The sequence below is a fragment of the Pseudoalteromonas prydzensis genome, assembly GCF_011050055.1.
GTDB classification, from domain to species: Bacteria; Pseudomonadota; Gammaproteobacteria; order Enterobacterales; family Alteromonadaceae; genus Pseudoalteromonas; species Pseudoalteromonas prydzensis_A.
Genome location: NZ_DRGM01000081.1, coordinates 1 through 13,285, shown reverse-complemented (window position 1 = coordinate 13,285; position 13,285 = coordinate 1). Strand labels below are relative to the sequence as shown.

General features: G+C 39.4%; 15 protein-coding genes and 1 pseudogene. 4 read left to right on the top strand and 12 right to left on the bottom strand.

What is annotated here, in order from left to right:
- The coding region (locus ENH88_RS07755) for an efflux RND transporter permease subunit (RefSeq protein ID WP_304181387.1) at positions 1–1,860 on the top strand (1,860 nt) is incomplete at its 5' end.
- 98 nt (positions 1,861–1,958) lie between these two features.
- On the opposite strand, the gene ENH88_RS07750 is transcribed toward ENH88_RS07755, so the two are convergent.
- Both ENH88_RS07750 and ENH88_RS07745 read right to left on the bottom strand, forming a co-directional pair.
- Positions 1,959–2,846, bottom strand: a complete 888-nt coding sequence (locus ENH88_RS07750; RefSeq protein ID WP_008464143.1) for a cation diffusion facilitator family transporter — start codon at positions 2,844–2,846, stop codon at positions 1,959–1,961.
- On the bottom strand, positions 2,833–3,564 hold the full coding sequence (locus tag ENH88_RS07745) for a transglutaminase-like domain-containing protein (protein WP_008464145.1): 732 nt from the start codon (positions 3,562–3,564) through the stop codon (positions 2,833–2,835). Before ENH88_RS07745 ends, ENH88_RS07750 begins: the two co-directional genes overlap by 14 nt.
- 79 nt (positions 3,565–3,643) lie before the next feature.
- On the opposite strand from ENH88_RS07745, the gene cadR reads away from it, so the two are divergent.
- On the top strand, positions 3,644–4,033 hold the full coding sequence (cadR, locus tag ENH88_RS07740) for a Cd(II)/Pb(II)-responsive transcriptional regulator (RefSeq protein ID WP_008109677.1): 390 nt from the start codon (positions 3,644–3,646) through the stop codon (positions 4,031–4,033).
- A gap of 526 nt (positions 4,034–4,559) precedes the next feature.
- Here the strand turns inward: cadR and ENH88_RS07735 are convergent.
- Positions 4,560–4,922: pseudogene (locus ENH88_RS07735) on the bottom strand (recombinase family protein).
- A gap of 433 nt (positions 4,923–5,355) precedes the next feature.
- Between ENH88_RS07735 and ENH88_RS07730 the strand changes: the two are divergent.
- Positions 5,356–5,877: a DUF305 domain-containing protein gene (locus tag ENH88_RS07730; RefSeq protein ID WP_008109672.1), complete on the top strand. Its 522-nt coding sequence runs from the start codon at positions 5,356–5,358 to the stop codon at positions 5,875–5,877.
- Position 5,878: 1 nt separating this feature from the next.
- The gene (locus tag ENH88_RS07725) at positions 5,879–6,610 is read left to right on the top strand and encodes a MauE/DoxX family redox-associated membrane protein (RefSeq protein WP_008109669.1); all 732 of its coding nucleotides are present in this window, start codon (positions 5,879–5,881) and stop codon (positions 6,608–6,610) included.
- A 216-nt stretch (positions 6,611–6,826) separates the two neighbouring features.
- On the opposite strand, the gene ENH88_RS07720 is transcribed toward ENH88_RS07725, so the two are convergent.
- The 9 genes from ENH88_RS07720 to ENH88_RS07680 form a co-directional block, all read right to left on the bottom strand.
- Positions 6,827–7,177 carry a hypothetical protein gene (locus tag ENH88_RS07720; protein ID WP_004589646.1) on the bottom strand — a complete coding sequence of 117 codons (351 nt, stop codon included), beginning with the start codon at positions 7,175–7,177 and terminating at the stop codon, positions 6,827–6,829.
- A 50-nt stretch (positions 7,178–7,227) separates the two neighbouring features.
- A complete protein-coding gene (locus ENH88_RS07715) occupies positions 7,228–7,599 on the bottom strand; it encodes a hypothetical protein (protein ID WP_008467865.1) in 372 nt (123 codons plus the stop codon).
- Positions 7,600–7,609: 10 nt separating this feature from the next.
- The gene (locus ENH88_RS07710) at positions 7,610–8,032 is read right to left on the bottom strand and encodes a hypothetical protein (protein ID WP_008467863.1); all 423 of its coding nucleotides are present in this window, start codon (positions 8,030–8,032) and stop codon (positions 7,610–7,612) included.
- The gene (locus tag ENH88_RS07705) at positions 8,016–8,681 is read right to left on the bottom strand and encodes a methyltransferase family protein (protein WP_010558024.1); all 666 of its coding nucleotides are present in this window, start codon (positions 8,679–8,681) and stop codon (positions 8,016–8,018) included. Before ENH88_RS07705 ends, ENH88_RS07710 begins: the two co-directional genes overlap by 17 nt.
- Entirely contained in the window at positions 8,674–9,009 is a 336-nt protein-coding gene (locus ENH88_RS07700) for a DUF2933 domain-containing protein (protein ID WP_008467859.1), read from the bottom strand. Before ENH88_RS07700 ends, ENH88_RS07705 begins: the two co-directional genes overlap by 8 nt.
- A 9-nt stretch (positions 9,010–9,018) precedes the next feature.
- Positions 9,019–9,372, bottom strand: a complete 354-nt coding sequence (locus ENH88_RS07695) for a cupredoxin domain-containing protein (RefSeq protein ID WP_004589267.1) — start codon at positions 9,370–9,372, stop codon at positions 9,019–9,021.
- Between the two features lie 11 nt (positions 9,373–9,383).
- Positions 9,384–11,627, bottom strand: coding sequence for a heavy metal translocating P-type ATPase (locus tag ENH88_RS07690; protein WP_008467856.1), 2,244 nt, complete (start codon positions 11,625–11,627; stop codon positions 9,384–9,386).
- 101 nt (positions 11,628–11,728) lie between these two features.
- Complete coding sequence (locus ENH88_RS07685) at positions 11,729–12,142, bottom strand: MerR family transcriptional regulator (protein ID WP_008467855.1); 414 nt, start codon at positions 12,140–12,142, stop codon at positions 11,729–11,731.
- 299 nt (positions 12,143–12,441) lie between these two features.
- Positions 12,442–12,864 (bottom strand): hypothetical protein, encoded by a 423-nt coding sequence (locus tag ENH88_RS07680; RefSeq protein ID WP_010558026.1) that lies wholly within the window; start codon positions 12,862–12,864, stop codon positions 12,442–12,444.
- Positions 12,865–13,285: the final 421 nt, after the last annotated feature.

The window sequence follows — 13,285 nt, the reverse complement described above, 5'->3', positions numbered from 1 at the left end:
CGTAGGTTAGCACAGGCCCAACACAACGGTCATAGGCAAGACTTAAGAGAACGCCTAAATACCGTTTTTGAAGCCACTTCAGAAGTGATACGTCCAAGCTTGTTTGGTGTGGCAATTATCACTGTTGTTTACATCCCCATTTTCACGCTAACTGGCGTTGAAGGGAAAATGTTCCACCCTATGGCGGCAACTGTCGTTATGGCGTTAATTTCCGCAATGATCCTTTCAGTTACACTGGTTCCTGCTGCTGTAGCTGTTTTTATGAAAGGTAAAATCAGCGAAAAAGAAAGTGTTGTTATTCGTTCAACCAAGTCTATTTATGAACCATTGCTAAAAATGGCGTTGAAATTTCGTTGGGTTATCGTTTCATTTTCGACGCTCTTAATGGGGTATAGCCTTTGGTTAGCAACAACGCTGGGTAGTGAATTTGTTCCACAGCTAAATGAAGGGGATATAACAGTCCAAGCGCTAAGAATACCTTCTACCGGCCTAGAGCAATCAGTAGAAATGCAAGAAGTACTTGAGCAACGTATTAAAGCGTTTCCTGAAGTTGATAAAGTATTCTCGCGCATCGGCACACCAGAAGTAGCAACTGATCCAATGCCACCGAGTATTGCTGATATCTTTGTTATTTTAAAACCACGTAAAGAATGGGCCGAACCTTCAAAGCCAAAGAGTGAATTAGTTGAAGAAATGGAAGAAGTACTGAAAAACATTCCGGGCAACAACTATGAATTCACTCAGCCTATTCAAATGCGTTTCAATGAATTGATTTCTGGCGTTAGAGCTGATGTGGGCATCAAAGTATTTGGCGATGACTTAGATCGATTATTACTTACCGCAAAAGATATTCTAAATATTGTGAAAACCGTGGACGGTGCTGCTGATGCCCGAATGGAACAGGTCACAGGTGTTCCATCTTTATCAGTAATTCCTAAACGAGAAGCGCTTGGTCGATACGGTTTGAGCGTTTCAGAACTGCAAGACTGGGTTGCTACTGCAATTGGTGGAGAATCTGCGGGGATCATTTATGAAGGTGACAGACGATTTGAGTTAGTTGTTCGCCTACCAGAGCAAACAAGAACAGATATCAATGGCTTGAAGCACCTGCCGCTTCCACTTGAGGGTGGTAACTATGTGCCACTTGAAGAAGTTGCAGAGCTTAAATCAGAGTCTTTACCTGCTCAAATTAGCCGTGAGAACGGAAAAAGAAGAGTTGTGGTTACCGTCAATGTTCGTGGCAGAGATTTAGGCGGCTTTGTAAAAGAAGTGAAAGCTAAAATTAATCAGGAAGGAGAAATCCCAGCAGGATACTGGCTTGATTATGGTGGAACGTTTGAACAACTAGAGTCAGCGAGTAAAAGATTAAGCTTAGTTGTACCGATCACATTAGTTGTAATCTTAGGTATTTTGGTTATCGCATTTGGTTCATTAAAAGATGCATTAATCATTTTCAGTGGCGTGCCTTTAGCATTAACTGGGGGCGTATTTTCACTTTATTTAAGAGACATGCCCTTATCAATTTCGGCAGGTGTCGGCTTCATAGCATTGTCAGGTGTCGCCGTATTAAATGGCTTGGTTATGTTGGCTTTTATTCGAGATCTTTGGCATGAAAAAGGCGACCTTTACGTAGCGATCATTGAAGGTGCCATCATTCGTTTAAGACCTATTTTAATGACGGCACTGGTTGCTAGTTTAGGTTTTATTCCAATGGCGCTAAACACTGGAATTGGTGCAGAAGTACAACGACCACTAGCAACAGTCGTTATCGGCGGTATTGTATCTTCTACCATTTTAACTTTGTTTGTATTACCTGTTTTATATCAATGGGCGCATGGCTCTGAGAGTAACAAACAGTAATCTGACGAAATTTAAAGCCCAAAAAGCAGCTTAATTAATAGGTTATGCCTAATTAAGCTGCTTTTTATATTGTATGCCCAACATTTTATTGATAAAGCTTACTGCGCTTCATCCCGACAATTTTCATTTAAAAACTCAAACTCTATCGTTGTATGCGATAAATGATAGGAAGATAATTTAGCTGCAACTTCTTGTTTAAGCCTAATTAATTCTTTAACGTCAAAGTTGTCACTCAGCTCAAGGTGCGCTGTTAAAACGTGACTTTCACCATCTAGTGACCAAAAGTGCATGTGGTGGATACCATTAACTTCAGGAAATTCCATTAGTGATAGTTTAATACGCTTTTGAGTCTCTTTATCGGGTGCAGCTTGAAGAAATAAAACGAGTGTTGATTTCAGGTTTTTGAAAACATTAAACAAGATGAACAGCGTGAACCCTATTGATAAAAGGGGATCTAATATCGGCAGTTCAGCGAACAACAGTACGATAGAGACTATAAGAACGGCAACCCATCCAAGTACATCTTCAAGAAGGTGCCATGTCAGCACTTTCTCATTTAATGTTTCACCCGCTTTTAATTTTAATACCGCATATCCGTTAACGGCAACGCCGAGTATCGCTAGCCCTAACATCCCCTCGACTACAGGCATTTCAGGATTGGACAGCCTTGGAATTGCTTCAAATAAAATCCAAATTGAGCCAATGATTAAAACAATACTGTTTATCAATGCGCCAAAGAGAGTAAGTCTACGATAACCATAACTAAACTTATCTGATGCTTCTTTATCTGAAAAACGACTTAAAATCCACGCAAAACCTATTGAAAGACTATCACCAAGATCGTGAACTGCATCTGCCATTATCGCAGTACTGTTAGTGAGCCAACCACCTATAAATTCGATAATAGTAAATGTCACATTCAGAAAAAATGCCCAACCAATACGATCATCTTTAGAATGCTGATGACTGTGACTATGGTTGTGCATTTTGTACCTCCAGTGCTTTTGTATTTCTAATTTTTGATACATTCATATTAATCAAATGGCGAATCACACCTTGATACATCCAACGTTTTACTCCCGACAAATTAGTACCCTTTTCAAGATAAAACTCATCAGGGGAATCATAAAGCCCAAAGTCGTCATGAATACCTTCTTTTTGAATATAGGTATCTTGGCCGCACCAATTTGTGTTTGGTGAAGAGAAACACTTTGTTGCAACACCATAGACACAAAAGTCATCTTTTGCTTGGCTAAATTTCTGCTGTAGTGAGCTTAAGTATTGCTCATCCAATATAAAGCCCTCTAAGTTTATCCAGCGTCCATCGAAATAAACTTCTACCCAACTATGAATGATGTATTTAGGTGCTAACCAAAATACATAGCTAGGTATAGCCCCTTTTTGTAATTGCTGATCAATGGTAAAACCATGGAAACGACACTGGATACCTAGTCCACGCAATAGCGCCATTAACAGATTACCCTTAGTATTACATTGCCCATAACCATCTGCTAGTACATCGCTTGCTGCTATATCATCACTCTTGTTATAGCCAAACATTATTTCATCTTTCACAAATTGGTATGCTGCTCCAATTTTGTTGAAATCGTCTAAGCTTTGCCATCCTCGCTGATCGATCAGGGATTGGATATCTTTGTGTTCAAAATTAACGATATTCGTATTGTTTAAATATTTCTCGGTCATTTTTTATATATCCTTTTCGTTGCATACTTATACTACAGACTCTATAGTAACTATAGAATCAAATGTCTGGGGGAAATTGATGAAAATAGGCGAATTGTCTAAAAAATCGGGCTGTTCTATACAAACAATTAGATATTATGAAAGAGAAGGATTACTGTTAAATCCAAACCGTTCAGAAGGTAATTTCAGGCTGTATGATAGTAAAGCACTTAAACAATTGGAGTTCGTAAAACATTGTCGCAGCCTAGATATATCACTCAATGATATTAAACGTCTTATCGAATTAAAAAATAAGCCAGAAGAAAGCTGCTCTAGCGTTAATGCATTAATTGATCAGCAACTTGCACTAGTGAATAAACGCATGAAAGAATTAAGGGCGCTTAAAGCTGAATTACAACAGATGGCTAGTGCTTGTGGTTCGAACAATACTATTGAAGCATGCGGGATCATTAAGTCACTAGATAGTTAACTCTGTTAGAGGCATACGGGCAGAATATAGAACATTAATCGACTATTGCATGTCCTAAATGTGGACAGATAAAAACGGAAGAAATGCTGACAAATTCATGTCAGCGGTATCACAAGTATGAGTCACACAAGGTTTTGCCAAACTATTGAATGGTGACTGGTGTGTTTACTTCTCATATGGAACAGCAAAATTCCGCCAATTCTAGAACGACAAAATTAGTTGCAGCCGTTAATGCACTAGAGTGTTTAAATTGAAGTTTATTATTGACTCTTCAACGTCTGCTTTACACTCTGAATTTTCGTTAATAACTCAAAAGCTAACTTCCGCTTTTGGCTAAGTGAAGTCATAAGGTATTCATTGATGCTAATGTCCGCAATGTCGGAGGAGCTGCCGTTAGCAAATAGCATCAAATTATCGTAATATAACTGATTGAGTCTCAGATATTATGATTAAAAAATCATACTTTCATAAAAAGAGAGATTGGCGGCATCCCTTTAAAACCTTTCAGTCTAAAATGAGATCAATCTCAATCATTATGCACAGTCACAAATACTCCACATAGGTTGATCATGGCAGTGGCAAACGGATTATCATTTTTGGTATTGAGAGAGCCGTCGATAATATTCAAACAAGCACCTTTCTTATGGATGCTTTCAATTGCCTCAAGAATAGATTTTAACGACCGTCCCAAACGGTCGAGGCGAGTAACAATAACTTCATCACCTTCCCTGATAAAGTCGATGAGTTCCTAAAGCTTTTCTTCATTTCGAATCGAAGCACCAGACTGTTTGCCTTGGAATATTTTTTCACAGCCCTGAGCGTCCAACTTGGACAGTTGAACATTTAAATCTTGTTCTTTAGTTGAAACTCTTGCAAAACCAACTTTCATATATACGAAACCTGTAACTTTCGCACACCTTAACAATTAAATGAACGAAAGTATATTAAATAAATTTCGTACATGAACGTAATAAAAAATAGAAATTCGTACACTACGGATAGAAAATGAATGACAATTCTAACTATAAAGTGACTTAATTATTTCACACGCTTCACTTGTACACGAGCTTGCCATTTGTTGAAGCTCAGCTTGTAGTGCTTTGAGTTCTCCCATTAGATTGTTAACTAAAGCCAATTTAGCCTGTGTCTATCATAAGTTCAAAACTTAAACTTTAGATATAAGCTGAAATTGAGTCAATCGTATTACAAATACTCTTATTGATACTGGCTCATTACTTGCACTTTTTCGAGAACATGACCACATGTAGAGAATAATAGGCTAACAGTGGGAAATATTTACACTATCAATGTAAGGATTACTTATGAAATACTCAAGATTTGCTGCAATGATCATCACCTCAACCATTGCTATGTTTGTCATGATGTATCTCAACACTTACGCAGTATCACATATATGGTTTAGTGAAACGCGTATCTATATGGCGTTGTATATGGGAGCAGGTATGGCAATGATCATGCTGGCCTTTATGCTTGGCATGTACAGTAACAAGAAGCTCAACATGGCTATTTTTCTATTGGCGACAATACTGTTTGCCATATGTCTTTATCTTGTTCGCTCTCAAAGCACAATTTCTGACACTGCTTACATGAAAGCGATGATTCCTCATCACTCCATTGCTATTCTTACTAGTGAGCATTCAACTTTGGAGGATGTACGCGTGCGTGAATTGGCAAATGGTATTATTAAAGCCCAACGAAAAGAAATAAAAGAAATGGAATGGCTGATTAAAGATATTTCTGAAAATGGAAAGGTCAGCTCACAAGCTCAGGCTGAGCAACGACCGCTCCCAAAGTTTGAAGGCACACTGAACAAAGGAGACTAAGATGACTAAGACAGCTACCCTGTACAGAATGGTCACTGACGAACATATCTGCCCCTATGGTTTAAGGTCGAAAGATTTGCTGGAGAGGCAAGGGTATGATGTAGAAGATCATAAGCTCACGTCAAGACAACAAGCTGATGACTTCAAAGCTAAGCATGATGTCAAAACTACGCCACAAACCTTTATTGAAGGAAAGCGTGTCGGAGGATACGATGACTTAAGAGAGTATTTTGGTAAAGATGAAGCAGGTCAAACTGGCACAACCTACACGCCCGTTGTAGCCATTTTCTCGATAGCTGCACTTCTTGCTGTCGCATCTCAACATTTTGCTTCCGGCTCATTTATCTCCATCAGAACACTGATGCTATTTATAGCTTTTTCAATGACGCTCTTAGCGGTGCAAAAACTGAAAGACCTATACAGTTTCACAAATTCGTTTATTACTTATGATTTACTAGCGATGAGATGGATAAGATATGGTTATATTTATCCCTTCATTGAAGCATATGCAGGTATTGGTATGGTTGCCCAACTACAGCCTCTCGCAGTGGCACCATTTTCATTGTTTATCGGCACAGTTGGAGCAATTTCAGTTTTCAAAGCCGTTTACATCGACAAACGCCAGTTAAAGTGTGCCTGTGTAGGCGGCGATAGCAGTGTGCCACTTGGATTTGTATCGCTATCTGAAAACTTATTTATGATCGCGGGAGCATTGATTATGCTGCTGATGTAAAGGTATAGCTCTATTCGGCGGCCCCTTAACTGTTAAGATTAGACCTAGGATGCCAGCCCACACCTTTCTAATTCATATGTAACATTTTTTCTGTCGTACTGGCATCAAGATAACCAGAACTGAGCAAACAATCTCAAAGGTTGTACAAAATAACACTAAAGTTTTTTCATTAAGTTTTATTGTTATGCTCTTGTGGTGGCTTTCGCCACCACTTTATTAGTTTTCAAGTTCCACCATATCTTTCGCTGCAATGTCACCAGACACTAGCTTTACAGTTGCGAAATGATCATTCACAATTTTAGTAATTTGTACCGTTCCTACCTTTTCGATAGTGTAGGGATCTTCACCTTCACTCAATACTATTCTTTCATGGAATCTAATAACACTGTATTTTTGCCCAACCTCTGCGCCATGCTTAGCACCAATACAGATTAGAGTTCGATTATCAGAACTTTCTACTACCTGACCTCTCATCATGTATTTATGATAAAAAGTGGTATTGGAACAACCCACTAAATATAAACCGAATGTAAGCAATAAAAGAGCTTTTATATAGGGTGTTTTCATCACTGTTACCTCATTTGACTAACTAATTATCTATACACTTTTTTATGAATTCATTTGTTTTTCCGGCCAGCCCCCGAAGGTGCTTGATGACAACTCCAAGGCTTATGAACAGAGTTATCTTTGATGTTCTGATCAACAAATTTATAGTAACTTTCTTTAGTATGTGTCCACCAATCATCATGAACATCTGCGCCATACTTACGGATTACCTCCTCAATCCCATCAAGGCTTACGTTTGCGGCATCATAGGCAAGGTGTATTTCACCTTCTTTGATGTTGTAACTAACTTCATCTATACCAAAAAGCTGATCTATTTCTTTTACTAACTCGTCACAGCTTTCTTCTGTGACATTGCTAAGCTTTAGGTTTCGAACAACTAAATTTTGCTCTTTAACGCCAACTCTATGATTTAAATCGCTCATAATTTTTCTCCTAATGTTTGTGTGAATGCTGTTGATTGCTATCTTTCATTTCTTCCATTTTACGGTTCATCTGCGGCATCATGTTCCCCATCATTTCTAAATGATGTTCAGCCATCTTGATTTGTTGATGCATTGGCATTTCTTCCATGTTTTTGTGCATGGATTGCATCATCTTCATCATTGAACGGTGATGTTCAACCATCATCTGCTGTTGCTTTTCAGGATCTTTTTCAGTTTTAATGGCATGGACTTCCTTTTTCATTTCCATCATCTTTTTGTGCATTTCTCCCATGTTCTCATGTGGTATTGCCATGCCTTGATGCATATCAGCTTTGTTCGCACCTTCATGCTTATGCTCATTGTTTTGGGCAAATGAGCTAGTGGTTATAAGTAGTGAACTAATAAATAAAATTGATTTAGTTAACGTTTTCATGATTTTTACCTTCTACACTTTTATTAAAATTTGGGATCCAACTTGGTGTCGATTCCATATACCTGTGGTACTCCGAACCAAACTCAGCAATCGCTTGTGCTTCTTCGCGTTTCGCTAGCTTGACGTAAACAACGACTAAGATCGGAAACATCGCAAGTGTTGGGATTGTCGGCCACTGCAATAAAAAGCCGAACATGATTAGAATGAAAGCTACATACTGTGGGTGGCGACACCTTGCATACCATCCAGTTGTAGCCAATTGATGATGTTTTTGCGCGTGATGCAATACATTCCATGCTGAAGACAACATAAAGAAACCTGCAACAATTAACACCATACTCACTATATGAAATGGGTCCCAATGGGCATCACCTTGAAATCCAAAGAAAGTATGTAATAAATGCCCATTTTCATGCGCAAAGAAATTTACTTCTGGATAGGTCTCCGTCAGCCACCCCGACAGAAAATAGATAGTTAAAGGAAAGCCATACATTTCAGTAAATAGGGCAACAATAAAGGCAGAGAACGCGCTTAGACTTCTCCAATCAGTTGATGTTTTTGGTTTGACAAAACTAAAGGCAAAAAAGATAAAAATTGCTGAGTTCAGTATCACCATTGACCATAAGTCATAATCATATGTTTCATTCATCACTGCTCTCCTTTTTATGTGATTCCTTACGTGCCTTTTCTAACCCTTGTATGTAGCCATCGCGATAGGCTGCATTTTTATCCGTGAGTTCTTGAAAGCTCTCTTCCTTTTTTTCATCAGGCGCATGTGAATGATCGTGACCATGTTTACCATGACTGCCATGCATAAATACGTGCATCAAGGGGCATAGCAATAAAATCAAGTAGGGAAGAAATTGCAGCATATGTTGACCATGCTCAAGCACTAAGAAGTAGGTCACTGCGGCAATAAGTGCCAGTGCAGCCCAGCCTGTAGGTGTTGACCAAAAATTAGGGTGTTGATTTTTCATATTGCCCTCCTAAACGACTTTTAAGACACCGCGATACATTTGCATCTGACAGTGAAACTCATGCTCTCCCGGTGATAAGTTCAATAGGGTAATTTGAGTAATTTCATTTAATTTAAGCTGTTCGCTTATATCCAATGAAGGAATAAGCATTGTTTCAGCGCAGGGGGATTGATCTTTGCGCATAAACTTCAGAGTGACAGGTTGGCTAGCAGACACCTGAATTGAGGATGGGGAATACACACCATCCCTCACTTCAATGAGTACTTCATTACCTTGAACGATTGTTTTATTGGGTTTATATAGCCAAAACCACCAAACAATCAGCGCGATTAACATTAAGCCTAATAAGTTAATAACCATCATTGTGATTCTCCTTAATGCTCTTTTGCTTTAAAAAAGCGAAGTCGATTTGCATTTGACACTACAGTCAATGACGAAAACGCCATTGCAGCACCTGCAATTACAGGGCTAAGCAGAATGCCAAAGAAGGGATATAGAACCCCCGCAGCAAAAGGAATCCCGGCTACGTTATAGACAAACGCGCCAAACAAGTTTTGTTTGATATTTCGTAAAGTAGCTTTGCTTACCGCTATGGCATCAGCAAGGCCATGAAGTGAACCACGCATTAGGGTAATGTCAGCACTTTCGATAGCTACATCAGTCCCTGTGCCTATGGCGAAGCCAACATCGGCTAACGCTAGCGCAGGAGCATCGTTGATGCCATCTCCTGTCATACCAACAATTTCGCCGCCTTCTTGTAGCTCTTTCACCTTGTTGGCTTTATCTTCTGGCAGCACTTCAGCAAGAAACTCACTAATACCCACTTTTTTAGCTACGGCGGCAGCGGTTTCCTTGTTATCACCCGTTAACATGATGACGCGTATACCATTAGCCTGAAGCCGTTTGATAGCAGAGATTGAGTCTGACTTGATAGGATCTGCAACAGCAATGATTGCTGCAAGTTCACCATCTACAGCAAAGTACATAGGTGTTTTGGCTTCTTTGGCTAAAGACTGTGCTTGTTCAACAAAGCCTGTGAGGTCTATGCCTTTTAACTTCATTAGTTTATCGTTTCCGAAAAGCAGGGCTTTGTTGTTGCAGCTTGCTTCTACACCAAAACCCGTAATGGCGTTAAAGGCTTCAATTTTTAGTAACTCAATATCCTGATCTAACGCACTTTCAACAATCGCTTGCGCTAAAGGATGCTCTGAGCCGCTTTCTAAACTTGCTGCAAGCTGTAGTACGTCTTTTTCGTCAGTAGCTTTTGCTAAAATAATATCGGTTACCTTAGGTGCCCCTTCAGTAATAGTGCCCGTTTTATCTAAAATCATGGCAGTGATTTTAGAGGCGGTTTGCAGTGCCTCACCGTTGCGAATAAGCACTCCGGCTTCTGCTGCTTTTCCTACTCCCACCATGACAGACATGGGTGTTGCCAAGCCTAAAGCACACGGGCAGGCAATAATAAGCACAGTAGTTGCTGAAACGATGGCAAAAGCAATGGCTGGCTCAGGTCCAAAGTTAAGCCATGCTAGCGCACTTAACACAGAGGTGATCATCACGACAGGTACGAAAAAAGCTGAAATAACATCGGCCAAACGGCCAATCGGCGGTTTCGAATTTTGTGCTCGTTTCACCATATTGATGATCTGTGCAAGCGCCGTGTCTTTACCAACGCGTGTGGCTCTAAATAAAATCATGCCTGATTTGTTCAAAGTACCTGCGACAACCTCATCTTCTTCAGCTTTTTCAGCAGGCATAGGTTCGCCTGTCAGCATGGACTCATCAATAGAGGTGTGTCCTTCCAATACCACGCCATCGACGGGAATTTTTTCACCCGGTTTTACCTTCACAATATCGTTAAATAAAACCTGCTCAATACCTATCTGAACTTCTTTGTTGTCACGAACCACGGTTGCTGTTTTGGCTTGCAAGCCGATAAGACGTTTAATGGCCTCAGAGGTTTTACCTCTGGCTTTGATTTCTAATGCTAAACCTAAATCAATTAAGCCAATGATCATGGCGGTAGCTTCAAAATAAACATGCCGTGCCATCAATGGAACAGCGTCAGGTGCAAACACGACAACCATCGAATACAACCAAGCCGTGCCTGTTCCTAAAGCAATTAGGGTGTCCATATTGGCTGAATGATTTTTGAAGCTCTTCCATGCTCCTACATAGAAATGCTTGCCTGAAAAATACATAACACCAAAAGTTAAAATGCCTACAACCAACCAAGAAATTCGTTCAAGGTTTGTTTCAACCGTCATTTCTCCAACTACAATGCTGTAGATCATCAAAGGAACGCCGAGTGAAAGGGCAATAAACGTATCGCGCATTAGCTTTTTGTAATATGCAAAATCCGCAGCCTCTTTCTCATCAAGCGCATCTGTTGCTGAGCTATCATCAATTGGCTTCGCGTTATACCCCACTGACTCAACAGCTTTGATCAACTCTTTTGTTTTAGCTGTCCCATAAACTGTTACTGTCCTATCAGCAAAATTCATTTCCGCACTGACGACTCCAAGAGTTGCCTTCAACGCCCCTTCAATTTTGCCTACACAGCTAGCACACCCAGCACCTTCAATGATAAGCTGTTGGTTATGTGATACTTTCTCCAACGTATTCTCCTTACTTTTACACGAAGAGGATTGAGCTTTTGCCTGACAGCAACAGCCTGATTCAGTTTTTATATTTGTGTTAGTAGCCACCCTTTTTCCTCCTATGCTTTTTTAATTTGCTCAAAGTTTTCGATGAGATGACAAACCATGTTTGCAGTCGGTGCTTTGTCTTCCATTTCTTCCCATCGAGAAAGCGCAGAAGACATTTTTCCTCGAAGTGCCAACATTGCTTGAAACTGCTTTTCTGTTTCTTCAAGCCGCTCTTTGATCAGGCTTCTGACTAATGGGCACGCACTTTTACCATCTTCAGATTCATTAATAATTTCCTTGATATCTGCAACGGAAAAACCAAGGTTTCTGGCACTTAAAATGAATTTAAGTCTCGATACTTCTTTATTCGAGTATGACTTGTAGCCGTTCACTGACTTAGCAGGTTTTAACAATCCTAATCTGGTGTAATAGCGCACCGTATCAGCAGTCGTTCCAAGGCTTTTTGCCAGCTCCGCAACTTTCATATTCACTCCTCAGTTTTTTAGCTAAGTTTGTACTCTCATCTTCAGCTTAGACCTGTGTCTAAGACACAGGTCAAGTACTAATTCTAGTGAATAAGCTAAAAACTAATTTTTTGGTAAAAGAGAAATCTCGGTCAAAATCGACAGCATTAAGTACTGTAAATAGCAATAGTTTGAGCATGTTCATCATGCCTCCAAAAAATATTGTGCTAATTGTTCAAAACGGTTGGTAATTTAAACCAATCAGTAAATCGTTTTATTTTTGATGGGACTGGCGAAAAAAAGGCGCACTGATCCCGTGATTAGCCAATAATTGGTGGACGATAAAGTAAGAGATGGATACCAGATTTTGGTAGGGGTATACGCTGTAGAATTAGCTCAGAATGAATATTGCAAATACCTTCGTCTTGCGCTTCCACAAGATAGGCATTTAAATGAAAGCTTGTACAAAAACCGCCTTCACAACAAACACAATCACCAGCTTTACATTTTTCACAGTCTTCATCACCATGACGGTTTTTAGAATCTTGCGAATTTTCAGTGTGATAGTGACTATTGTCATTCATTGATTGATGATGCATATTTTTGCTTGGTTGTATAATATGCGTGTCGGAAGATCCATTTTGATGTTCTTCACAATTCATTGGTTTAGCAATAGCAAAGCCATGCTGCGTAAGCAACAGAGTAATTACCACTATTTTAAACCACTTGAAAAGTCCAAACATTTTAATTCCTTATTTATCACCTACAATATTAGCCACTTTATAAAAATAATTTTATGATCTTGATCAACCTTTGAACTAAAACCTAAACTTTTTACTTTTTACTTTTTACTTTTTACTTTTTACTTTTTTAAACAGCTTTAACTTCACAAGTATAAAAGGGGTGTCTAATTTATACTCATGAGATTGAAGCCAAGCATGAGCACCATTAAAAGAAATAAAAACCCTACGCTCATAACTAGGTATTGAGTAATGGATCATTTTTCCAATTGTTCAGCTTTAAGCGCAGTACTTTGCAACAATCGGTTCTATCCCGGGCACATCCAATTCCCGTTCATCAAAAGTGATAAAATGGCCTATTGTACGTCTTTCAATGGCGATGTTTTTTGCCTTGACTCTTTAACCTTAACCATTCGCCAACTTT